This is a genomic window from Conexibacter stalactiti (assembly GCF_033542075.1).
GTDB classification, from domain to species: domain Bacteria; phylum Actinomycetota; class Thermoleophilia; order Solirubrobacterales; family Solirubrobacteraceae; genus Conexibacter; species Conexibacter stalactiti.
The window spans coordinates 25,222-47,345 of record NZ_JAWSTH010000026.1 but is presented as its reverse complement, the minus strand read 5'-3'; the positions used below and the strand labels follow the sequence as shown (position 1 = coordinate 47,345).

At 73.3% G+C, this 22,124-nt stretch carries 18 protein-coding genes; 12 read left to right on the top strand and 6 right to left on the bottom strand.

The window, feature by feature from the left end:
* Nucleotides 1-14: 14 nt before the first annotated feature.
* The 4 genes from R7226_RS11945 to R7226_RS11930 all read right to left on the bottom strand — a co-directional run bounded on the left by R7226_RS11945 (nt 15) and on the right by R7226_RS11930 (nt 5,965).
* The gene (locus tag R7226_RS11945; RefSeq protein WP_318597388.1) at nt 15-473 is read right to left on the bottom strand and encodes a hypothetical protein; all 459 of its coding nucleotides are present in this window, start codon (nt 471-473) and stop codon (nt 15-17) included.
* A 10-nt stretch (nt 474-483) separates the two neighbouring features.
* Nucleotides 484-1,140 (bottom strand): hypothetical protein, encoded by a 657-nt coding sequence (locus R7226_RS11940; protein ID WP_318597387.1) that lies wholly within the window; start codon nt 1,138-1,140, stop codon nt 484-486.
* A gap of 255 nt (nt 1,141-1,395) precedes the next feature.
* Entirely contained in the window at nt 1,396-4,437 is a 3,042-nt protein-coding gene (locus tag R7226_RS11935; protein ID WP_318597386.1) for a hypothetical protein, read from the bottom strand.
* Between the two features lie 40 nt (nt 4,438-4,477).
* Nucleotides 4,478-5,965 carry a protein adenylyltransferase SelO gene (locus tag R7226_RS11930; RefSeq protein ID WP_318597385.1) on the bottom strand — a complete coding sequence of 496 codons (1,488 nt, stop codon included), beginning with the start codon at nt 5,963-5,965 and terminating at the stop codon, nt 4,478-4,480.
* A 94-nt stretch (nt 5,966-6,059) separates the two neighbouring features.
* Between R7226_RS11930 and R7226_RS11925 the strand changes: the two genes are divergently transcribed.
* The 9 genes from R7226_RS11925 (at nt 6,060) to R7226_RS11885 (ending at nt 15,433) form a co-directional block, all read left to right on the top strand.
* Nucleotides 6,060-7,283 (top strand): Gfo/Idh/MocA family protein, encoded by a 1,224-nt coding sequence (locus R7226_RS11925; RefSeq protein ID WP_318597384.1) that lies wholly within the window; start codon nt 6,060-6,062, stop codon nt 7,281-7,283.
* Complete coding sequence (locus R7226_RS11920; protein WP_318597383.1) at nt 7,280-8,050, top strand: SDR family NAD(P)-dependent oxidoreductase; 771 nt, start codon at nt 7,280-7,282, stop codon at nt 8,048-8,050. Before R7226_RS11925 ends, R7226_RS11920 begins: the two co-directional genes overlap by 4 nt.
* Nucleotides 8,051-8,074: 24 nt before the next feature.
* The gene (locus R7226_RS11915; protein WP_318597382.1) at nt 8,075-9,052 is read left to right on the top strand and encodes a mannonate dehydratase; all 978 of its coding nucleotides are present in this window, start codon (nt 8,075-8,077) and stop codon (nt 9,050-9,052) included.
* Nucleotides 9,049-9,897 carry an NAD-dependent epimerase/dehydratase family protein gene (locus tag R7226_RS11910; RefSeq protein WP_318597381.1) on the top strand — a complete coding sequence of 283 codons (849 nt, stop codon included), beginning with the start codon at nt 9,049-9,051 and terminating at the stop codon, nt 9,895-9,897. The genes R7226_RS11915 and R7226_RS11910 overlap by 4 nt, the downstream gene beginning before the upstream one ends.
* Nucleotides 9,898-10,000: 103 nt before the next feature.
* Entirely contained in the window at nt 10,001-11,443 is a 1,443-nt protein-coding gene (locus R7226_RS11905) for an ABC transporter substrate-binding protein (RefSeq protein ID WP_318597380.1), read from the top strand.
* Nucleotides 11,425-12,414 (top strand): carbohydrate ABC transporter permease, encoded by a 990-nt coding sequence (locus tag R7226_RS11900; RefSeq protein WP_318597379.1) that lies wholly within the window; start codon nt 11,425-11,427, stop codon nt 12,412-12,414. The genes R7226_RS11905 and R7226_RS11900 overlap by 19 nt, the downstream gene beginning before the upstream one ends.
* Nucleotides 12,411-13,247 (top strand): carbohydrate ABC transporter permease, encoded by an 837-nt coding sequence (locus R7226_RS11895; RefSeq protein WP_318597378.1) that lies wholly within the window; start codon nt 12,411-12,413, stop codon nt 13,245-13,247. The genes R7226_RS11900 and R7226_RS11895 overlap by 4 nt, the downstream gene beginning before the upstream one ends.
* 3 nt (nt 13,248-13,250) lie before the next feature.
* Nucleotides 13,251-14,513 (top strand): ABC transporter ATP-binding protein, encoded by a 1,263-nt coding sequence (locus tag R7226_RS11890; protein WP_318597377.1) that lies wholly within the window; start codon nt 13,251-13,253, stop codon nt 14,511-14,513.
* Nucleotides 14,510-15,433 carry an SMP-30/gluconolactonase/LRE family protein gene (locus R7226_RS11885; protein ID WP_318597376.1) on the top strand — a complete coding sequence of 308 codons (924 nt, stop codon included), beginning with the start codon at nt 14,510-14,512 and terminating at the stop codon, nt 15,431-15,433. The genes R7226_RS11890 and R7226_RS11885 overlap by 4 nt, the downstream gene beginning before the upstream one ends.
* A 4-nt stretch (nt 15,434-15,437) precedes the next feature.
* Here R7226_RS11885 and R7226_RS11880 read toward each other — a convergent pair whose 3' ends face one another.
* The gene (locus tag R7226_RS11880; protein WP_318597375.1) at nt 15,438-16,109 is read right to left on the bottom strand and encodes a GntR family transcriptional regulator; all 672 of its coding nucleotides are present in this window, start codon (nt 16,107-16,109) and stop codon (nt 15,438-15,440) included.
* A 26-nt stretch (nt 16,110-16,135) separates the two neighbouring features.
* Between R7226_RS11880 and R7226_RS11875 the strand changes: the two genes are divergently transcribed.
* Genes R7226_RS11875 through R7226_RS11865 form a run of 3 tightly spaced genes read left to right on the top strand, consistent with a single transcriptional unit; the run spans nt 16,136 to nt 21,550 of the window.
* Nucleotides 16,136-17,128, top strand: coding sequence for a mannonate dehydratase (locus R7226_RS11875; protein WP_318597374.1), 993 nt, complete (start codon nt 16,136-16,138; stop codon nt 17,126-17,128).
* Between the two features lie 46 nt (nt 17,129-17,174).
* The gene (locus R7226_RS11870) at nt 17,175-19,970 is read left to right on the top strand and encodes a glycosyl hydrolase family 28-related protein (RefSeq protein WP_318597373.1); all 2,796 of its coding nucleotides are present in this window, start codon (nt 17,175-17,177) and stop codon (nt 19,968-19,970) included.
* Between the two features lie 47 nt (nt 19,971-20,017).
* On the top strand, nt 20,018-21,550 hold the full coding sequence (locus R7226_RS11865) for a hypothetical protein (RefSeq protein ID WP_318597372.1): 1,533 nt from the start codon (nt 20,018-20,020) through the stop codon (nt 21,548-21,550).
* 55 nt (nt 21,551-21,605) lie between these two features.
* Here R7226_RS11865 and R7226_RS11860 read toward each other — a convergent pair whose 3' ends face one another.
* Complete coding sequence (locus R7226_RS11860) at nt 21,606-22,091, bottom strand: cupin domain-containing protein (RefSeq protein WP_318597371.1); 486 nt, start codon at nt 22,089-22,091, stop codon at nt 21,606-21,608.
* Nucleotides 22,092-22,124: the final 33 nt, after the last annotated feature.

The following is a 22,124-nucleotide window of genomic DNA, read 5'->3' as shown; positions in this document are numbered from 1 at the left end:
ATCGCTATGTCGCCTCAGTAGATCTGCTGGCCGAGGAGGCCGCCCTCGACGTAGGTGAGCATCGACCGCGGCTGACCCGAGTTCCAGTACGTGAATGTGTTGTCTTGAATGCCCTGAACGGCGGCATACCCGTTGGCCTGCTGACTTCTCCGAACGCAGCCGCAAGGGCCGTCGGCGATGTCGGCGTAGACGGTGCGGTTGCCGGGAGCCTGGTTGTTCTGGCCTATCGACCACTGCAGCGAGTGCCAGGTTCCGAAGCGCAGCGTGCTCGGGACGGTCCATGCGTCGTAGTAGGTGCAGAGGTTGGCGCTTCCGTACGGCACACAGCTGTACGCGCTCGCGGAGTCGGCGGCGGCACCGGACGTCATTGTCGCGACAGCCGTGCCGGCGAGGATGGCCAACGCCTTGCGGCGGATCCCGCTGCGGCGCTTCACGTGGCTCGTCATCGGAGGATCGATCTCTTTCTCGTGCACGGTTCCGGGCCTACTTGCTCGGCTTTGCGAAGGCAGAGGTGAACGTCCCGCTCTTGTCCTGCACCTGGACTCTCGTAAACGGCAGGTCGCTTCTCGCGTAGTCGGCGTGGCCCCTGACTGACCAAACGTTGTTCACGACTGGCACTCGCTCGGGGCTGCCGTCCGCGTGCGTGACAAGCGCGGCGACGACGTTGTCCGGAACGACGCCGACCAGCGTGCCTCTCAAGCCGCCGAGGAACGAGTTGTATGTCCACTGCTCGCCCGCGAGGGTTGTCGCGATCGGCGAGCAGCCGATGCCGACCGGCTTGGGCGCGTACTTCGGGTCGGTCATGAGGATGCACGTGCCCGCGGAGCCGGGGGCGACGGTGATGCTCACGTCGTTGGCCGTGGTCACGCTGCGCGCTGCGTTCAGCACCACGCCGTACGGGAGCGGCGGCAGCAGCCCGTAGTCGACCGCCGGACGCGCACTCTGCTTCTTTCGCAGCAGGCTGAACCGCTTGTACAGCCGTCTGTCGACCGCACGTCTGGGCTGCTTTTTCGCCACGACGGCTTGGTCGGCGGCGCCTGCAGCAGGCTGCCCGGCATTCGCGACCGACGTACCGACCGGCGCACTCACGACACCGACCAGCGCTGCCCCCAACACGATGCCTCTGCCCCGATACCCCACGCTTGACTCCTGTCGTCGATCCTCCTGCCGCGCGGATCATTACATTCGATCATTAAACAGAAAAGCGCCGGCAACATGATGTTTACAAGCCTGTTTACGTGCTCGGTGTGGTGGCCAGAGGGGTGCGAAGGGGCGCGGCTGCGTCGGTGATCGTCCGCGCTGTCTGGGGTCGCGCGCTATTTCATACGTGTCGTCAATGGGGTGAATTCGTGGTGCGAGGGTGCAAGGGTCGCTCAGCGGCAGCCCACGCACCGATCACCCCTTCGCGCGCACCGGCCGGCTCGCGCGGCCGGCCGCGTCGCGGGCGCGCACCGTCACGCGCACGACCGTTCTGCGCGCGACCGTCGGGATCGTCACCGCCCGCGCTCTGCCGCGCGGGAGCAGCAGCATGCGGCGCCCGTCGGAGGTCCGCACCGCGACCTCGTAGCGCAGCCGCGCCGGCCCGCGCCAGGTGACGCGCCGGGTCGAGCCGCGCTTGAGCACGCGCACGCTTCGCGGCGCCGCCGGCCGCGCGCTGCCGGTGCGGAAGGTCGCGACGCGCAGCTTCTCCCCGGTCGGGATCCCCGCGCGCGAGAGCACGACGGCGGTGACGCTGTGGCGACCGCCGACCGGCAGCGGGGTGAAGCGCAGCCGCCCGCTCGCGCGGCCGCGCGAGGGCAGCACCTGGGCGGCGCCGCGCGCCTGCTCGACGAGCTGGACCCTGCGGCCGTCGAGGCCGCGGAGGCGGAAGCTCAGCTGGGGTCGCTGGCCACCGCTCACCCGCGCGCGGACGGCGATCCGCGGCAGCGTGCGGGCGGTCGAGAGGCCGGCGACGGCGACGCTTCCGGGCAGCGTCTCGACGCGCCAGCGGCCGGCCGCCGGGCGGTCGACGATCAGGTAGGTGGCGCGCGTGTCGGGATCGCGCACGAACAGCGTGCGCGCGTCGGAGACCTCGCCGTCGGGCGCGGGGGAGGGGTCGATCCGGCGGTTGCCGGGCGCGACGATCGCGACCGTCGGCGCGCCGCCTGAGCCGCGGATCTGCAGCGCCAGTCGCTTCTGCCCGCGCGCGACGGTGACGGCGAGCGCGCCGGCCTGCGCGGCCTCCGCACCGGGCGCGCCACCGGAGCCGGCCGCCGCCGCCCGCGCCCCGCGCTGCGCCCGCCACTCGCCCAGGCTGCACGAGCCGGCGGCGAAGGTGAGCCCGTCGACGCCCCGGCCCCAGCGGTAGCCGAAGCCGACGTTCGGGCCGGCCCCGGTGCGGCAGGCGCCGGCCCCGACGCTGGAGAGGATCGCCTCGCCACCGGCGTCCGGCCCCGGCAGCGACAGGTTCGCGCGGCCCTCGACGTTGAAGGAGCGGACGCCGTCGACCCAGCCGTCGAGCCCGCCCTTCAGGCCGTAGCCGCCGACCGTCAGGCCGAATCTCCCGCTCATCGTCACGCCGCCGTCGCCGGCGACGGTGACGCTTCCATCGGCCGCCTTCGCCTCGGCCAGCTCGAGCGCGCCGGCGATCGTCAGCGCCGACGGGTCGCCGCCGCGACCGGCGAGGTAGGAGAGCGAGCCGTCCAGTCGCGCCGCCGAGATCAGGTCGCCGTCGAGGCGGAACTGCGGCCCGAAGGTGACGGCCGCCTCGCCCCCGAGCCCGAACGGGTTGACCTGCACGGTGAAGCCGATCCGCTGCAGGAAGAAGCCGTAGACGAGCGCGCGGTTGAGGTTCTCGGCGGCGGCGCCGAGCTTGAAGTACCCGTCGCCGAGGCCGAAGCCGAGCTGGCCGGCGATCCCCATCCCGCTCATGCGGAAGGGGAAGACCGTCGCGCTGCCGTCGAAGCGGTAGACGCCGCCCGGCTGCGAGACGGCGAGCTTCGCCGACTGGATCTCGACGAAGCCGGCGCGCATGCCGGGGAAGGCGATCGAGGCACCGTCGAGCACGAGGCCGCGCTCGTTGTCGGCGGCGGCGGACAGCTCGCCCGAGTAGCCGGACAGCAGGCTGACGGCGCCGTCGTCCTTCGGGATCGTCAGCGAGACGGTCAGGGCCGTGCGACCGCCGGCGAGCCGCAGTTTCGCCGAGCCCTTCACCGGCATGCCGAAGAGCGCCTGGCCGCCGGTCGTGAAGCGGGCGCCGGGATCTCGCTTGCCGGAGCTGCCGGAGATCTCGAAGACCGCCTCCGGACGGCGCCAGTTCAGCTCGGAGCGCGTCAGCGACAGCGAGCCGACGCGGAGCTCGACCGGGCCGTCGGCCGTGACGGCGTGCGAGCGGCGGTCGATCGCGACCGTGACGCCCTTGCGCGCCGGTGTCAGGTCGAGGCCGTTGAGACGGACGCGGCTGGTCGACTCGGCCCGCGTGCCGCGCGTGCGGAAGCAGGCGGAGATCGCGCTGATCGGGCCGGCGCTGACGGTCGTCGTGCAGCCGGCCGCTCTCGACGGCGCCGGCGGTCCGCCGTAGCCGTTGCCGCGCGACGGCTTGGGATCGGGCGCGTCAGGCGCGCCCTCGGGGCCGGGCGGCAGCGGCCGCGGCGCGTCGGGGTCGCCGCCATCGCCCTCGCCGACCGGCGGTCCGGCGGGATCCTTCTCGGCCAGCGTCGCGCTCCACGCCGCGGTGCCGGAGAGCGGCTGGTTGTCGCAGCCTCTGGAGAACTCGACGAGGTAGTTGCCGCCCGCCGACGTGGCGCCGACCGTGCCGTCGAACGCGATGTGCTGGCCGGGGGCCCGATCGTCGAAGCTGAAGCTGCCGTCGGCGGCGATCTCCGTGTCCCCGCCCATCTCGCCGCCGGAGCCGCAGTAGCCGGTCAGCGAGCCGGGGCCGGGGATCGAGACGATTCCGGTCCAGTCGGTCAGCAGCACGCCGCCGCCCCGGACCTTGAAGCTGAAGCTGTAGCCCGGCAGCTGTCTGCCGGCGTAGGTCCCGTCCTGGATCGGCCGCAACGGGCCCTGCTTCACGGGGATCCCCGTGAACTCGCGCTCGCCGCAGGTGACCGTTCTGCCGTCGGCGTCGGTGCTGCTGCTCATGTTGATCGGCGAGTCGACGACGCCGTTGGTGGCGCCGAGGCGCGAGCGGCCCGATCTGCGACTCCATCTCGTGAAGCTGCCGTCCGCCTCGATCATGAAGGGGCTCTTGTAGAACGGCTCGGTGCCGCGCCCGCCGCAGAAGACGACCGCGTTGCCGATCGTCCGCCGGTTCCCCTGCGCGCGCACGACGAAGGAGAGCTTGACCTTCCCCTTCTGCCCCATCCAGAGGCCGGGCTTCGGCTGTGCGGCGGTCGCGGCGGGCGGGGCCGCCGCGGCGGCGAGCAGGGCGAGGGGGAGGATCACGGCGACGCGCATGCGCCGCTTCGTACCCGTTCGGCGCCCGCCGGATGCGCGCCTACGTGCCGCAGAAGGTCTGGAACGAGTCGCCGAAGCCGGGTGGTGCCGGCGCGGCATGACGTTCGAGGCCGGGGCGTTCGTCGAACGGTTGCGTGACGGCGCCGAGCAGGCGCTCGAACGGCTCCAGCTCGCCGGCCGTCGCGGCGCTCAGCGCCTCCTCGACGAGGTGGTTGCGCGGGATGTAGACGGGATTGACGCGATCCATCGCGGCGGCGGCCTCATGCGGATCGCAGCTCGACCAGCCGAACTGCGCCTGCCAGCGGGCGAGCCAGGCGTCGAGCGGCGCGGCGTCGAGGAACTGCGCCCGCGCCGGCTCGGCGTCGCCGCGCGCCGCGGCCGAGAGCGCGCGGAAGGTCGCGGTGAAGTCGACCCGCTGCTCCTCCATCAGGCCGATCAGGTCCTCGCCGAGCCCCTCGTCGTCGAGCTCGCCGTCCGGCGGCAGGCCGATCTTCGCGCGCAGGCCGCGCTCGAAGTGCGCGTGGTACCGGGTCCCGTACGTCTCCAGCACCGCTGTGGCGGCCTCGCGCGCCGGCTCGGGCTCGTCGGCGAGCAGGCGCAGCAGCGTCTCGGCCAGCCGCGTCAGGTTCCAGAGCGCGATCTGCGGCTGGTTGCCGTAGGCGTAGCGGCCGCCGTGGTCGATCGAGCTGAAGACGGTCGCGCGGTCGAGCCCGTCGACGAACGCGCAGGGGCCGTAGTCGATCGTCTCGCCGGAGATCGTCATGTTGTCGGTGTTCATCACGCCGTGGACGAAGCCGACGAGCATCCACCGGGCGATCAGCGCCGCCTGCGCCTCGACGACCGCCGCGAGGAAGGCGAGATAGGGGTTCTCCGCCGTGGCCGCGTGCGGGTGGTGGCGGGCGATCGCGTAGTCGGCGAGGCGCCGCAGGAGCGCGTCGTCGCCGGTCGCCGCCGCGTACTGGAACGTGCCGACGCGCAGGTGGCTGGCCGCGACGCGCGCGAGCACGGCGCCGGGCAGCAGCGTTTCCCGCACGACGGTGTCGCCGGTCGCCACGACGGCGAGCGAGCGCGTGGTGGGGATCCCGAGCGCGTGCATCGCCTCGCTGACGAGGTACTCGCGCAGCATCGGCCCGACGGCCGCCCTGCCGTCGCCGCCGCGCGCGAACGGCGTCCGCCCGGAGCCCTTCAGGTGCAGGTCGCGCCGGCGGCCCTCGGCGTCGATCAGCTCGCCGAGCAGCAGCGCGCGCCCGTCGCCGAGCCGCGGCGAGTAGCCGCCGAACTGGTGGCCGGCGTAGGCCTGTGCGACCGGTGTCGCCTCCTCGGGAAGCGCGGTGCCGGTCAGCAGGCCGACGCCGCCGGGCGTGTCGAGCGCGGCCGGGTCGGCGCCCAGCTCGCGCGCGAGCGCGGCGTTCAGCGCCAGCAGCCGCGGCGCGGACGCCTCGGCGGCCTGCCACGGGAGGTAGAGGCCTTCCAGCTCGCGGACGAAGGAGTCGTCGAACGTGAACAGCGGGCGCGCCGAGACGGTCATGCGACGAGGCTAGCGGGCTCTTCCGCGCGGCTCTGTCGACAGCGGGCGCGCTTGCGGGCGCGACCCGGCCTCAGGTGTCTGATATATTAGTTGAATGGAGCGGGAGGAGAGCCTGTCCACGGCGCCTGGAGCGCGTGGCGAGCCGGTCGAGATCGGCGTCGGGATGATCGGTCACGGGTTCATCGGGCGGGCGCACTCGATCGCGCTGCGGAAGCTGGAGTGGGCGGCGACCGTGCCTTCACTGCGTCCACGGCTGGTCGCGATCTGCGGGCGTGACGGCGCGGCCACGGAGTCGGCGGCGCGGCGGTTCGGCTACGAGCGGGCGAGCACCGACTGGCGTGATCTGATCGCCGACCCCGCGATCGGCCTGGTCTCCAACGGCGGGCCGAACGGGCTCCACGCCGAGCCGACGATCGCGGCGGCGCGGGCCGGCAAGCACGTGCTGTGCGAGAAGCCGCTCGGGCGCGACGCCGACGAGGCCTACGAGATCTGGACGGCGGTCGCGCGCGCGGGCGCGGTGCACATGGCCGGCTTCAACTTCCGCTTCTTCCCGGCCGTCGCGCTCGCGCAGCGGCTGATCGCCGACGGTGCGCTCGGCGAGATCCGCCACTTCCGCGCCCGCTACCTGCAGTCGTGGCTGGTCGACCCGGCCGCGCCGGTGACGTGGCGGCTCGACGGCGCCGCCGCCGGCTCGGGCGCGCTCGGCGACCTCGGCTCGCACGTCGTCGACCTCGCTCGCCACCTCGTCGGCGAGCCCGCCGCCGTCACCGCGCGGACGGCGACGTTCGTCGGCGAGCGGCCCGGCGGCCACGTCGACGTCGACGACGCCTTCGCCGCGACGGTCGCCTTCGAGCAGGGCGCGATCGGCACGCTGGAAGGGAGCCGCGTCGCGCCGGGCCGCAAGAACCAGCTCGCCTTCGAGGTCAACGGCACGCGCGGCTCGCTCGCCTTCGACCAGGAGCGGATGAACGAGCTGCAGGTCCACCTGCCGGAGGCGCCGGAAGCGGGCGAGCACGGCAGCGCCGCGCCCGCAGGCATGGCCGCCGCCGGCTTCCGTCGCGTGCTCGTCTCCGAGCAGCACCATCCCTTCCTCGCACAGAGCTGGCCGGCCGGCCACACGATCGGCTGGGAGGACAGCTTCGTGTTCGAGTTCGAGCACCTGCTGCGCGCGATCGGCGACGGCACGCAGGTCGGGCCGCTCGGCGCAGACTTCGAGGACGGCTACCGCTGCGCCGAGGTCTGCGACGCGATCGCGCGCGCCGCCCGCACCGGAACCGAGCAGCAGATCTCCTATCGCGACCTGGACGACCACACATGACCACAGCAGAGACATCCGCCACCTTCGGCGGCAGCCACCGCTTCAGCGACCGCGTCGTCGTCGTGACCGGCGCCGGATCGGGGATCGGCTGGCAGATGGCGCGCCGCTTCCGCGAGGAGGGCGCGCACGTGATCGCGGGCGACCTCGATCCCGCGCACGTGCCCGACGGCGTCGAGGGCGTCGCGCTCGACGTGACCGACTCGGACGCGGTCGAGGCGCTGATCGCACGCGCGATCGCCAGGCACGGCCGCATCGACGTGCTCTGCAACAACGCCGGGGTCGGCTCCACCAGAGACGTGCTCGACTGCACGCTCCAGGAGTGGGAGCAGGTCTTCGCCGTCAACGTCACGGGCGTCTTCCTCGGCGTCAAGCACGCGCTGCCGCACATGCTCGCGGCCGGCCGTGGCGCGATCGTCAACACCGCGTCGGTCGCCGGCCTCGTCGGCCTGCGCGACCGCGCCGCCTACTGCGCCAGCAAGGGCGCGGTGATCGCGTTGACGAAGCAGGTCGCGGTGCAGTGGGCCGCCAGCGGCGTGCGCTGCAACTGCATCTGCCCGGGGACTGTCGACTCGCCGTGGGTTCAGCGGCTGCTGGACGGCAGCGAGGACCCGCAGGCCGCGCGGGCGGCGCTCGTCGCGCGTCAGCCGGCCGGCCGGCTCGGCCGTCCGGAGGAGGTCGCGGAGGCGGCGCTGTACCTCGCCTCCGACGCCGCCGCGTTCGTCACCGGAACTGAATTCACCATCGACGGCGGCCTCACGGCCGCCTGACAAGCAGTGGAGAGAACGAGACAGATGCGGGTCATCCTGGGGCAGATCAGCCGGCTGGACGAGGGGCTCGCGGCGTACGCGCGCCAGCTCGGCATCACCGGCGTGCAGTTCAACACGCCCGACCTTCCGACCGCGGGCGGTCGCTGGCGGTACGAGGACGTCGCCGCACTGCGCGGTCGCTGCGCGGCGATGGGGCTGCGGCTGGAGGTGATCGAGAACCTCCCGTACGGCTTCTACGACGACGTGATGCTCGGCGGCCCGCGCCGCGACGAGCAGCTCGCCGCGATCGCCGACACGATCCGCGCGATCGGCAGAGCCGGCGTGCCGATCCTCGGCTACAACTTCATGCCGACCTTCGTCTGGCGCACCGACCTCGCCGCGCCCAGCCGCGGCGGCGCCGAGGTGACCGCCTTCGACCTCGCGCAGGTCGAGGCCGGCAACCGCATCGAGGTGCCGCACGCGTCGCCGTCGGAGCAGCTCTCCGCCGAGGCGCTGTGGGCCAACCACGACCGCTTCCTCGCCGAGCTGCTGCCGGTCGCGGAGGAGGCCGGCGTGCGGCTGGCGCTGCATCCGGACGACCCGCCGGTCGCCGCGATCGGCGGCAACGCGCGCATCTTCACCTCGCCGGAGGCGCTCGCCAGAGCGGACGCCGCCAGCGGCGGCTCGCCGGCGTGGGGGGTCGACCTCTGCCTCGGCACCGTCTCGGCGATGCCGGGCGGCGCGGCCGCGGTCGAGCGCGCGATCGACCTGCTCGGCCCGCGCGGGCGGATCGCCTACGTCCACTTCCGCGACGTGCGCGGCACCGTCCCGCGCTTCGAGGAGGCGTTCATCGGCGACGGCAACTTCGACCCGGCCGCGGTCATGCGGCAGCTGCGGCGCGTCGGCTTCGACGGCCCGCTGCTCGACGACCACGTGCCGAGAATGATCGGCGACAGCGGCTACCTGCAGGCGAGAGCGCACGCGATCGGCTACCTGCAGGCGTTGATCGCGGCGGCGGCATGAGCGTCCTCGTCACAGGCGCCGGCGGCGGCATCGGCCGCGTCGTCGTCGCCGAGCTGGTCGCGCACGGCCACGCGGTCGTCGCGCTCGACCGCGCCGGGGCGTCGGTCACGGCCGGCGACGGCGGCGCGCAGCGGGTCCACGTCGGCGACTGCCGCGACGCCGAGGTGGTGCGCGCGGCGATGACGGGCGTCGAGGCTGTCGTCCATCTCGCCGGCGTGCCGCGGCCGGACCTGGTCCCCGACGCCGAGCTGTTCGCCGGCAACACGCAGGCGACGTTCACCGTGCTCGACGAGGCGGTCCGCGCCGGCGTGCGGCGGATCGCGACGGCGTCGAGCGTCTCGGCGCTGGGGCTCGCGTGGGGCAGCGGCGCGATGTCGCCGCTGTACGTCCCGATCGACGCGTCCCATCCGCTGCGCCCGGAGGAGGCGTACGCGCTCGCCAAGCAGGTCGACGAGGCGACCGAGGAGATGTTCTGCCGCCGCCACGGCGTCACGGTCGTGGCGTTGCGCTTCCCGTTCACGGACACGGCGGAAGCGATCGCCGAGCGGGCTGCGCTGGTGGCGCAGGATCCGCTGGAGGCGTCGAAGGAGCTGTGGGCCTACCTCGACGTGCGCGACGCCGCGCGCGCCTGCCGGCTCGTGGTCGAGACGGATGTCCCCGCCGGCTTCCACCCGCTCTACGTCGTCGCTGACGACACGCTCGCATCGCTGCCGACCGAGCAGCTGGTGCGGCGGTTCCACCCGCGGACCGAGCTGCGCGAGCCGCTGCCGGACCGCGGGACCGCCTACGACACCGCCGCGGCGGCGTCGCTGCTGGGCTTCAGGGCCGCGCACCCGCGCGGCTGACTCGCGAAATGTCGTGACCGCGGCCTTGACAGGGCGGCGGTGCAGTGGTGATTATCTCATATATCAGTTGGGTGGCCGGTCGCGGGCACCCGAGGAGGAGAGCATGGCAGGCATGACCGATGGGCGCGGACGGCTCCGCGCAAGGACGCGCGCGGCCGCACTGCTGGCGGCCGGTGCCGTGATGGCGCTCGGCGCCGCGGGCTGCGGCAGCAGCGACGACGGCGGCTCGAGCGGCTCCGGCGACGCGGGCGGCAGCGGCGGCAAGTCGCTGACGATGTGGACCTTCAAGCAGTCCAACGTCCCCGGCCTCGAGGCTGCGGCGGCGGCGTGGGGCAGAAGAACCGGCAACACGCTCAGAGTGCAGGTCTACACGCCCGACGACGCCTACGCGACGAAGGTCCGCGCGGCCGCCAACACGCGCGACCTGCCCGACATCGTCTCCGCGCACAGCGCCAGTGAGGAGTGGCAGTTCGCCGCCGCCGGCGTGCTCGACGACATCACGGACGAGTTCGACCAGGCGTGGCAGGACGAGCTCTACCCGAGCGCCGTCAGCGCCACCAGCCTGACCGAGGAGAGAATCAGAGCGTCGGAGGCCAACTCCAGCACCAGCCTCGCCGGCCTCGAGCCGGGCCACTTCTACGCGGTCCCGTACCTGTCGGGCTCGGCCGGCTTCGTCTTCGCGCGCAAGTCCGCGCTCAGAAGAGCCGGCGTCGACGTCTCCAAGCCGCCGGCGACCTACGAGGAGATGGTCTCCGCGATCGAGAAGACGCGCGCGAGCCTCGGCGAAGCCGGCGGCATCGCGACCGGCCTGAAGATCCCGCAGACCGGCTACTACTGGCTCTTCCGCCCGATGTCGTTCGGCTTCCTCGGCAGAGCGGACTTCCTCGGCCGCCAGGGCAGGGACCCGAGCGTCGCCTGGAACTCGCCCAAGAGCGTCGAGACGCTGTCGCTCTACGACAGACTGACGCCGCTGTGGGTGCCCGGCGTGCTCGCGCTCGGGATCGACGAGGCCGACCAGAAGTTCGCCGACGGCAGCGCGACCTGGGACGTCGGCGGCACCTACACGCTGTCGTTCCTGCTCGACCAGGGGATGGACCTCGACGACGTGATGGTCTTCCCGGTCCCGCCGCCGGCCGGCGGCGCCTACGACCAGACGAAGCTCGCGCCCGCGCCGCTCGTCTCGGCCGGCGTGGCGAGCACCAGCGAGAACCGCGCGGAGGCGATCGACTTCCTCAGATTCCTCAGCAGCAGAGAGGGCGCGATGCTGTTCGGCGAGGGCGCCAACGACATCCCCGCGACCGATCTCGGCGACGCGACCGCGAGCTGGAACCCGGCGCTGCGCGAGATGTTCGCCGCGCTCAGCCCGCCCGGCGAGGACGTGCTCGACGTCAACGACTTCTCCGCCGATCCCGGCGCGGGCTCCGGCCCCGTCACGGCGGCGAGCGCGGACGTGCTCAACAAGATCGTTGCGGGCAAGGCGACGCCGCAGCAGGCCGGCGACGAGCTGGCAGAGATGTACGAGAAGGCATGGGCAGCGCAGAAGTGAGCACCGAGACGGGGGCGCGGCGTCACAGCCGCGCCCTCGCGCGCCCGCGCCATCGTCCCCGCCTGCGCCGCTACGGCCTGCGGCAGTCGCTGACCGCCTACGGCTTCCTGGCGCCGGCGCTGACGCTGTTCGCGATCTTCGGCGTCTACACGGTCGCGTACGGCTTCATGCTCAGCTTCAACCGCTGGAACGGCCTCTCACCCGAGTGGGAGTGGGTCGGGCTGCAGAACTTCAAGGACCTCTTCTCCGCCGACCCGGTGCTGGCGCCGCAGGTCCGCGGCGCGGTCGGCAAGACCGCGATCGTGATGGTCGCGCTGCCCGTGCTGGTGATCGCGATCAGCCTCCCGATCGCCGTGATGCTGAACTCGCTGACGCGGCTGCGCGCAACGCTGCGCACGCTCTACTTCCTGCCGTACGTGACCGCCGGCGTCGGCGTCTACTACGCCTGGCGCTTCATGTACGAGCCGGCCGGCGCGATCAACACGCTGCTCGACGGGATCGGCCTCGGCGGGCTCGTGCAGCCCGACGGCTTCCTCGGCAGCACCTCCACCGCGCTGCCGGCGACGCTCGCCGTGCTCGTCTGGATGACCGTCCCGCTCGGGATCCTGCTGTTCCTGACCGGCCTGCAGACGATCGACGACTCGCTCTTCGAGGCCGCCCGCGTCGAGGGCGCGAGCCAGTGGACGATCGTGCGCCGGCTGATCTGGCCGCTGCTGGCGCCGATCACGGCGCTGCTGGTCGTGATCTGCCTGCGCGAGGCGCTGCAGAACTTCCAGCTGTTCCTGCTGATGACCAACGGCGGGCCGGTCGACGCGACCAACGTGCTCGGCCTGGAGGTCTACAGACTCGCCTTCGGCCGCGGCAACAACAACCTCGGCCTCGCGAGCGCGCTCGGCTGGGCGCTGTTCGCGGTCGCGCTGGCGCTGTCGCTGCTGAACCTGCGGATCATGCGCGATCGGACGCGCTCATGAGCGCGCGGCTGCGTTCGATCCGGCCGCTGCGCGCGCTCGTCGGCGCGCTGCTGGCGCTCTACCTCGCGGTCAGCGTCTACCCGTTCCTGTGGATGCTCGGCGGCGGCTTCAAGTCGCGGCAGGACGTGCTCGGGACGGCCTCGCCGCTGCCGGCCGACCCGACGCTCGACGGCGTGCGCGCCGTCTGGGACCAGCTCGACTTCCTCACGCTGCTGCTCAACAGCACGCTGATCACGGTCGTCTCGATCGCGCTGATCCTGATCGTCTTCCCGCTCGCCGCGTACGCCTTCGCGGTGCTGGAGTTCCCGCTGCGCAACGCGCTCTTCCTGCTGTTCGTCGGCGCGCTGCTGGTGCCCGCGGTGACGGTGCTGCTGCCGATCGTGATCCTCGATCGCAACCTCGGCCTGATCGACACGAAGTGGGGCGTGATCCTGCCGCTCGTCAACGGCGCGGGGCCGCTCGCGATCCTGATCCTGCGCGCGTACTTCGCGTCGATCCCGCGCGAGCTGCGCGACGCGGCGCGGATGGAGGGCTACGGCGAGCTGGCGGTCTTCGCGCGCGTCTACTTCCCGCTCGCGCGGCCGGCGCTGATCACCGTCGCGGTGCTCAACTGCGTCGGCATCTGGAACGAGTACGTGCTGCCGAGCGTGACGCTGAACGAGCGCGACTCGTTCACGCTGCCGCTGGGGCTGCAGAACCTGCTGAGCCAGAACGTCGTGCACTGGAACGAGGTGCTCGCCGCGGCGACGATCATCGTCGTCCCGATCATCGTTCTGTACGCCGTCCTGCAGAGATACGTGAACGCCGGCCTGACCGGCGCGGTGAAGGGTTGATCAATGGCAACGGTTGAATTCGACGGGGTCACGAAGACCTTCCCGGACGGCTCGCGGGCGGTCGACGGGCTGAGCCTGAGCGCGCGCGACGGCGAGCTGGTCGTGCTCGTCGGCCCCTCCGGCTGCGGCAAGTCGACGACGCTGCGGATGCTGGCCGGGCTCGAGTCGGTCAGCGCGGGCGAGATCCGGCTCGGCGAGCGCGTGCTCAACGACGTCGAGCCGCAGCGGCGCGACATCGCGATGGTGTTCCAGAGCTACGCGCTCTTCCCGCACCTGTCGGTCGCGGACAACATCGCCTTCGGGATGCGCGCGCGCAGAGTGGCGAAGCCGGAGCGCGAGCGCCGCGTCGAGCAGGTCGCGGCGACGCTCGGCCTCACGCCGCTGCTGAAGCGCAAGCCGCGCGCGCTCTCCGGCGGCCAGCGCCAGCGCGTCGCGATGGCGCGCGCGATGGTCCGCGACGCGGCGCTGCTGCTGATGGACGAGCCGCTCTCCAACCTCGACGCGAAGCTGCGCGTGCAGATGCGGATGGAGGTCAGCCGGCTGCAGCGCTCGCTCGGCGTCACGACGCTGTACGTCACGCACGACCAGGTCGAGGCGATGACGCTCGCGGACCGGATCGCGATCATGCGCGACGGCGTGCTGCAGCAGTTCGCGACGCCGGAGGAGCTGTTCGAGCGGCCCGCGAACCTGTTCGTCGCGAGCTTCATCGGCAGTCCGGCGATGAACCTGTTCGAGGTCGAGCTGGCCGCGGGCGGCGACGGCGGCGGGGGCGCGCGTGGCGTGGTCGCGCGCGTCGGTGGGGAGGAGATCGCGCTGCCGGCGGCGCAGGCCGCGGCGGTCGCCGATCGCGTCGGCGGGCGCGTCGCGCTCGGCGTGCGGCCGGAGGATCTCGGCGACCCGGCCGCGCGGCCCGGCGCGCCGCGGATCTCCGGCGTCGTCAGCGGCACGGAGGTGCTCGGCTCCGAGGTGCTCGTGCACGTCGACGCCGACGCGCGGCCGGTCGCGACCGCCGACGTCGAGGCCGCGCGCGAGGCCGAGGACGGCACGCCGGCGCCGCTCGCCGGCAGCGGCAGCACGCTGATCGCGCGGCTGTCGACGCGCGCGGGGATCGGCGTCGGCGAGCGCACGCAGCTCGCGCTCGACCCGGAGCGGATCTACCTCTTCGACCTCGAGCGCGGGGAGACGCTGGCGACGCCGGCCGGCGAGCGCTCGCGCTTCGGGGTGGCGGCGGCAGGGGGCGCGGCGGCGGCCGGGGGCGGCGCGTGATCGCGCCGGCGCCGTCGCCGCTCGTCGCGCTCGAGCGGGCGCGCAGCTTCCACGACGGCCAGGCGGCGACGCCGCGGATGAGTCATCCGGAGGGGATCGCGGTAGCGTCGGACGGGACCGTCTGGTGCGGCAGCGAGACCGGCGAGCTGCACCGGATCTCGCCGGACGGGGGAGAGCGGCGCGTCGTCGCCAGCACGGGCGGCTTCCTGCTCGGCGTCGCCGTCGACGAGGCGCGCGGACGCGTGCTCGTCTGCGACGCCCACGCCGCGCTGCTGTTCGCCTATGACCGCGCGAGCGAGCGGCTGGAGCCGCTGGAGGCGACGCGCGGGCTGCTGGTGCAGCCCAACTTCATCGTCGTCGACGAGGCACGCGGCTGCCTCTTCGTCTCCGACAGCGCCACGCGCGAGGGCGCGCCGCGGCCGTCGATCTGGCGCTTCCCGCTCGACGGCGGACCGGGGCGGATCTGCGTGCCGGAGCCGCTGCACTTCGCCAACGGCCTGGCGCTGTCGCGCGACGGCGCGACGCTGTGGGTCGCCGAGACCTTCCGCGAGCGGGTCGTCGCGATCGCGCTCGACGCGGCCGGCGACGCCGCCGGCCCGGCGCGGATCGTCACCCAGACGCCGGGTGCGCTCCCTGACGGCCTCGTCGCGACGCCGGACGGCACGCTGCTGGTCTGCTGCTACGAGCCCTCGGTCGTGTTCGCGGTGGAGGCGGAGGCGGCGAGCGCCGAGCCAGGGGCGGCACCGCGGGACGCGCCGCCGCGGGTGCTCGTCGGGGATCCCTCCGCGCACCTGCTGTGCCGGCCGACGAACGGCGCGCTCGACCGCGCCGGCGACCTGCTGCTGGCGAACTTCGGCGGCTGGCACGTCACGCGCGTGCCGCTGCCGCGCGAGCCGCGCGGCGAGGCGCTCGATGCGTAGCGCGTCAGGCGAACAGGTCCGGCCGCACGCGTTCGAGCCGTTCGAGCACTTCGAGCACGCGGCGGAGGTGGACGCGCAGCGCGGCGGTCGCGCCGTCGACGTCGTCGTCGCGCATCGCCGCGACGAGTCGCGCATGGTCCTCGATCAGCTGCGGGAACGCCTCCGGCCGCTCGTTGAGCTTGCGCACGCGATCGAGGTGCGCGCGGCTGGGCGCGGCGACTCTGGCGACGGCCGGGAAGCCGCTGGCGTCGAAGATCCGCTGGTGCAGCTCGGTGTCGAAGACGCCGAAGCCGGGGATGTCGTCGCGCGCGATCGCCTCGCGCTGGCCGGCGATGTTGGCCGCGAGCGCGTCGAAGTCGAGCCGCTCGCGGTTGGCCATCGCGGCCTGCAGCGCGGCCACCTCGAGCGCCTCGCGCACGAACTGCGCCTCGCGCACGGCATGGCGGTCGATCGGCGTGACGAACGTGCCCGAGCGCGGGCGCACCGCGACGAGACCCTCGTCGGCGAGCCGCAGGATCGCCTCGCGCGCGGGCGTGCGGCTGACGCCCAGCTCGGCCGCGACGGCGACGTCGGAGAGCCGCGCGCCGGGCGGATAGCGCAGCTGGACGATGCCGTCCAGCAGCGTGGCGTAGAGCACGTCGCGCGCCTGGCGCGGAGCCTCCGGATTGCTGACCATAGTGATATATTACTCAAGGACCTGCGATGACGCTGCAGCTGGCGGAGATCCTGCTCGACCCCCAGCCGACGGCCGCGTGGCGGCAGTTGCGGCAGGTCGGCGTCGACCGCGCCGTCGGTGTGCTGCCGCGGCGGCTGAAGGACTGGCGCGGCGATGACGGGGAGGTCCCGTGGGGGCTGGCGCCGCTGTCGATCCTCCAGGGGATGGTCGAGGCCGAGGGCTTCTCGCTCGACGTGATCGAGGACAACCCGCCGATGGACCGCATCCGCCTCGGCCGCCCCGGTCGCGAGGAGGAGCTGGAGCAGTTCACGCTGCTCGTGCGCACGATGGGACGGCTCGGGATTCCGGTGCTCTGTTACAACTGGAGCGCGCTGCTGGGCTGGGTGCGGACGGAGCTGGCCGCGCGCGGCCGCGGCGGCGCGATCGTCGCCGGCTTCGACGCGCGCCGCTTCGAGGGCGCCGAGATCCCGCTGCGCGACGGCGAGGACGAGGCGGCGCTGTGGGAGAACCTGCGCTGGTTCCTGGAGCGGATCGTCCCCGTCGCCGAGGAAGCCGGCGTGCGGCTGGCGATGCACCCCGACGACCCGCCGCTGTCGCCGGTGCGCGGCGTGCCCCGGATCATGCGCTCGCTGGAGGCGATGGAGCGGCTGCTGGAGCTGCATCCGAGCGCCGCCAACGGCCTCACCTTCTGTCAGGGCAACGTCACGTTGATGACGCCTGACGTGCCGGCCGCGATCCGCCGCTTCGGCGCCAGCGGCCGCGTGCACTTCGTCCACTTCCGCGACGTGCGCGGCACGCCGGAGCGGTTCCTCGAGACGTTCCACGACGAGGGGCCGACCGACATGCTCGCGTGCATGCGCGCCTACGTGGCCAGCGGCTGCGACGGCGTGCTGCGGACCGATCACAACCCCCTGCTGGAAGGAGACACGGCCGGCGTCCCCGGCTACTCGGACCTCGGCCGGCTGCACGCGATCGGCTACGTGCAGGGCCTGCTGGAAGCAGCGACCGCAACACCCTGAACCGCACCACGGCGCCGCGTCGCGGCGCCCGCACCCGAGGAGAGAGATGTCCGTTCCCCTGCGCCGCGCGCTCGCGCCGGCGTTGGCCGCGCTTGCCTGCGCGGCCGGATCCGCCGTACCCGCATCCGCGGCCGACGCGCCCGCCACATCCGCCGCGCCCGCGGCCACCCCGAGACCGAGAGCCGGGCTGCCGCAGCTCGTGCGCGACCCCGACGGCGTCCCCGTCGTCGCGCGCTACGACGTCGCCGCCTATGGCGCCGACGCGAGCGGCGCAAGCGACGCCTCAGCAGCGATCCAGGCGGCGCTCGACGCGGCCGGCGCCGACGGCGGCGGCGTCGTCTGGATCGGCGCCGGCAGCTACCGCGTCGTGACGCCGCTGAGCGTCCCGAAGGGCGTCACGCTGCTCGGCAGCTGGCGCGACCCCGAGAACGGCGGCGGCCGCCGCGGCGCGGGGCAGACGGTGCTGCTCGCCGAGCCCGACCCGGCCGCGGCGACGCCGTTCCTGACGCTGATCGGCGGCGGCGGGATCCAGGGCATGAACGTCTACTACCCGGGGCAGAGCGCGGAGGCGCCGGTCGCGTACGCGCCGACGGTCCGCCTCGGCGGCAACGGCTCGCAGTTCGCCTCCGTCAAGCAGGTGACGCTCGTCAACCCGTACGAGGCGGTCCGCGCCGGCACCGACAACAACGAGCTGGGCGTGCTCAACGAGGTGCGCATCTCGCCGCTGGACAGAGGCATCACGATCGACTTCGCGACCGACGTCGGCCGCATCGAGGACGTCTCGATCTCGCCGCGCTGGTGGGCGAGCTGGGACGGCACCTCCGAGCGCCGCATCGCCGCGCACGCGCGCGAGCACGTGGTCGGCCTCGACATCGGTCGCTCCGACACGCAGTACGTGAAGGGGCTGGAGGTGACTGACGCCGCGATCGGCGTGCGGCTGCGGACCGACAGAGGCGTCACGGGCGACGTCACGACCTCCTCCTCGGGCCAGTACTCCGACCTGGAGCTGCGGCGCGTCGGCACCGGCATCAGCCTCCAGGACGTCAACACGATCGCCGTGCAGCTGACGCACGCGCGGATCGACGCCGAGCAGGTCGGGATCGAGACCGGCGACAGCTTCTCGCGCACGACCTTCAACTGCCAGGACTGCCGCGTCTCGGCGCCGTCCGGCACGCCCGTGCACCTCGCGGCCGGCTCCGACGGGACCGTCGGCCTCTACAACTCCTCGCTCGGTGCGGCGCAGGGTCCGGCGGCGGTCGTCGAGGGCGGCGCGCTGCAGCTCCAGCGCTCGCTCGTGCAGCGCCCCCGCCGCGGCGCGGCGATCGAGCTGCGGCCGGGCGCCGGCGCGCTCGACCTCGTCGACACCAACCTCGGCAGACGCGACGTGGCGGTCAGCGAGCCGGCGGCGCAGGTCGTCATCGACGCAGGCCTGCTGCCGCTGCAGCTGCGCCCGGCGCCCGACGCGCCGCGCCTGCCCGAGCTGCCGCGCCCGCGCGGCGGCGCGCTGATCGACGCGACGAGCGCGCCGTACGGCGCCGTCGGCGACGGCACGACCGACGCCACCGCGGCGATCCAGCGGGCGCTCGACGCGACCGCCAGAAGGGGCGGCGGCATCGCCTACCTGCCGGCCGGCCGCTACCTGCTGGCCGGGTCGCTGACGGTCCCCAGCGGCGTCGAGCTGCGCGGCGCGCAGATCACGCCGTTCCACACCAACGCGGCGGCGACGGTCCTGTACGTGACCGGCGGCGCCGGCAGAGCCGACGGCGCGGCGGCGATCACGCTGCAGGCGCGCGCCGGCGTCAGCGGGCTGCTGACGTGGTACCCGCAGCAGTCGGCCGACGCGGCCGTGGCCTATCCGTTCGCGGTCCGCGTCGCCGGCCGTGACGCGTGGGTGCGGATGGTCGACGTCGGCAACGCCTGGCAGGGCGTCGACGCGGCCAGCACGGACACGACCGGCCACCAGCTCGACTGGGTCGTCGGCGCACCGCTGAAGACCGGGATCGCGCTCGGCCGCTCGCAGGGCGGCGTCGTGCGGCGGACGCACTTCAACCCGCACTTCTGGTTCCGCACCAGCGGCACGACGCTGCCCGGCGCGCCCGCTGACTGGGACGCGATGATGGCGCTCTTCTTCAAGATCATGAAGATCCAGGACACGAACCTGGACTCCTTCCTGCTCGGGTCGGCGCGCAACGAGGTGATCGACCAGGCGTTCGCGTACCGCCAGAAGGTCGGCGCCCGCTTCGTGCGCCAGGACGGCAGAGGGTTCGAGGGGCTGCTGTACGGCTTCTGGATCGACGCCGCGGTCGACTCGTACGTGGTCGAGGCGACCGGACCGCGCGGCTTCGACTGCGTCAACTGCGACGCGGGCGCGATCCCGTGGGGCTTCGACGCGAGCAGAGGCGAGATCCCGACGCCCGACCCGGGCACGTTCAGCGAGTCGTACCTGCGGATGGAGCCGGGGGCGGGGGCGGCGTCGAACGCGCGCTTCTACAACTTCGGCGGCAACGCCTTCAACTGGAACCCGTTCAGAGGCGTCGTCGTGCGCGACGGCTCGCTCGATCTCGTGCAGGCGGCGTTCACCGCCAACCCGCGTGACGACGGCGGCGCGCTGCAGCTGCTCGGCGGCAAGACCGACGCGGTCGCGCTGAGCTTCAACCGCGTCGGGCGGATAGCGCCCGACAACGTCACGTTCCTGCACCAGCCGGTCTGGACCGACGTGCACGTGGCGGCCGGCGTGAGACACGCGCTGGTGGCGGGCGCGGTCGCGCGCGAGGGCTTCAAGGGCGTGCTGCAGTCGAGATCGCCGCTGGTGCGCGTGCGCGGCGCGGTCGTGGTCAGATGAGCGGCGCGGGGAGGACCCTGCGCCGGAGCGCGGCGGTGCTGGGGGCGGTGGTCGCTGTGGCGGCCGCCGCCGGCGGCGCCGGCGCCGCGACGGCGGCGGCTGCGCAGCCGACCCAGTTCGTCGCGAAGCTGTACACGGAGGGGCTCGGGAGGATCCCGGACCAGGCCGGCTGGGCCGACGCGATGTCGTTCTTCGACGTCAACGGCTGCTCTGCCGCCACCTTGAAGACGAAGGGCCAGCAGATCTTCGGCTCGCCCGAGTACGCCGGACTGGGGTACGCGAACGCGGCGAAGGTGCTGACGGCCTACCGCGCGATCCTCAGCACAGAGCCCGATCAGGTCGGCTACGACAACGCCGTCGCGGCGCTCGACAGCGGCTATGCGTTCGCGTCGTTCGTGACCGACCTGTTCGACAGCGCCGCGTTCAGATCGGCGGCGTCGACGATCTGCACCGCCGACCAGGGCTACGGCTGGGGCGGCAACGACGCGCCGACCGCGCCGCTCGGCGGCAGGGGCTTCTCGGGCACGCAGGCGGCGCTGCAGGCGGCGATCGACGCGACGCCGGCCGGCGGCACGCTGGCGCTGGCGCCGCGCGCGGTCGTGCGGCTGACGGGGACGCTGTTCGTGAAGGCGGGGGTGACGCTGACGACGACCGGCGCGCCCGACGTGAACCACTACGCGAACATGGGCCGGCTGGTGCGCCAGCCGGGCTGGAGAGGCGTGTCGGTCGTGCTCAACCCGGGCGCGCGGCTGGAGCACGTGTGGGTCTCGGGCGCGCGGGCGCGCGAGAGCGGCTACGACCGCGAGCGCTACAGCGTCCAGGTCCACGGCGGCGTCGGCGCGGGCGTCGTCGGCAGCCGCGTCGACAACCCGTCGGGGGCGTCGAGCATCCGCGCGCTCGGGACGGCCGACGGCTTCCCCTGCACCGACATGGAGGTGACGGGCAACCTCGTCGAGAGCTACACGGCCGACTACTTCTCCGTGCGGCAGACCGACGGCATCAGCGTCGGCTGCGAGGACACGACGATCACCGGCAACAGCGTGATCGACGCGACCGACGTGGCGTTGATCGTCTTCGCCGTCTCGCCGACCGTCGCGCAGGCGTCGCAGGTGAGCGGCAACACGATCGTCGCCGCCGGCCACAACGCCAACGCCGCGCTCGGAGCGGACCCGTGGATCTGCACGGCCGGTCCGGACGGGCCGGGCGTCGCGAGCCGCAGCCTGGCCGGCATGAACATGACGAGAAACACCTTCTGGACCGGGTCGCGGACCTACTTCCAGATCGGCATCTCGGTCGGCACGCGCGAGTGGTTCCCGAGCAACGGCTGCAACGCCACCGGCGGCTCGTTCACCGCCAACGGCACCGGCAGCGGCAGCGCTCGGGTCGGCACGGGGATCGCCGTCTCCGGCGTGCTGAGAACGACGGTCACGGGCAACAGCCCGACGATCACGCTCGTGCCGGGCGTCAACACCTGCCCGAGCCACGCCGTCGGCGCCTCGGTCAGAGACGGCTACGCCTCCGGCACGATCCAGAGCTACACCGACGCGCTCTACTTCGGCTGCATCTATTGGCCGACGTGAGCTGACGCGGGCGCCGGAGCACGCGGCGGCGCGCGGGATGTCCGCGCGCCGCCCCTCAGCGCGCCGGGCGCGGCGGCTCGCCGTGGAAGTAGTCGACGACGCTCGCGCGTTCGACGATCGCGTCCTCGGCTTCGTCACCGGTGTAGAGCGCGACCTTGCCGCTGTCCGGGTAGGCGGTCCCGGTCGGCAGCACGACCTCGGACCACATCAGCAGCCGCACCGGCTCGTCGGAGTCGTTGCGCAGCTCGTGCGCGCCGTCGGGGCCGGTCGGGAAGAAGAGCAGGTCGTGCGGGGAGAGCCGCTCCTCGCCATCGGGCGTGCGCACCGTCGGCCGGCCCTCGAGCACGAGCGCCCACTCCTCCTCGCCGTACTCGTAGTGATAGGGGCAGACCGCCTGGCCGGGTGGCAGCACGTACAGCGAGGCGCTCGTCCGCCGCGCGCCGAGCGCTTTGCCGAAGCGTGCCATCCCGGCTCTGAACCCGTCCGGGTCGGCGGGGTCCCAGTCGAGCGGCAGGTCGTCTGCGAGGTTGACGCGGGGCATGGACGCGAGCATGCCCGCAGGCGCGGACGGCGA

Excerpts from the sequence above, each read along its gene's own strand:
- R7226_RS11935 (WP_318597386.1), bottom strand. The coding sequence starts at position 4,437 with ATGCGCGTCGCCGTGATCCTCCCCCTCGCCCTGCTCGCCGCCGCGGCG.
- R7226_RS11930 (WP_318597385.1), bottom strand. The coding sequence starts at position 5,965 with ATGACCGTCTCGGCGCGCCCGCTGTTCACGTTCGACGACTCCTTCGTC.
- R7226_RS11925 (WP_318597384.1), top strand. The coding sequence starts at position 6,060 with ATGGAGCGGGAGGAGAGCCTGTCCACGGCGCCTGGAGCGCGTGGCGAG.
- R7226_RS11920 (WP_318597383.1), top strand. The coding sequence starts at position 7,280 with ATGACCACAGCAGAGACATCCGCCACCTTCGGCGGCAGCCACCGCTTC.
- R7226_RS11915 (WP_318597382.1), top strand. The coding sequence starts at position 8,075 with ATGCGGGTCATCCTGGGGCAGATCAGCCGGCTGGACGAGGGGCTCGCG.
- R7226_RS11910 (WP_318597381.1), top strand. The coding sequence starts at position 9,049 with ATGAGCGTCCTCGTCACAGGCGCCGGCGGCGGCATCGGCCGCGTCGTC.
- R7226_RS11905 (WP_318597380.1), top strand. The coding sequence starts at position 10,001 with ATGGCAGGCATGACCGATGGGCGCGGACGGCTCCGCGCAAGGACGCGC.
- R7226_RS11900 (WP_318597379.1), top strand. The coding sequence starts at position 11,425 with ATGGGCAGCGCAGAAGTGAGCACCGAGACGGGGGCGCGGCGTCACAGC.
- R7226_RS11895 (WP_318597378.1), top strand. The coding sequence starts at position 12,411 with ATGAGCGCGCGGCTGCGTTCGATCCGGCCGCTGCGCGCGCTCGTCGGC.
- R7226_RS11890 (WP_318597377.1), top strand. The coding sequence starts at position 13,251 with ATGGCAACGGTTGAATTCGACGGGGTCACGAAGACCTTCCCGGACGGC.
- R7226_RS11880 (WP_318597375.1), bottom strand. The coding sequence starts at position 16,109 with ATGGTCAGCAATCCGGAGGCTCCGCGCCAGGCGCGCGACGTGCTCTAC.
- R7226_RS11875 (WP_318597374.1), top strand. The coding sequence starts at position 16,136 with ATGACGCTGCAGCTGGCGGAGATCCTGCTCGACCCCCAGCCGACGGCC.
- R7226_RS11870 (WP_318597373.1), top strand. The coding sequence starts at position 17,175 with ATGTCCGTTCCCCTGCGCCGCGCGCTCGCGCCGGCGTTGGCCGCGCTT.
- R7226_RS11860 (WP_318597371.1), bottom strand. The coding sequence starts at position 22,091 with ATGCCCCGCGTCAACCTCGCAGACGACCTGCCGCTCGACTGGGACCCC.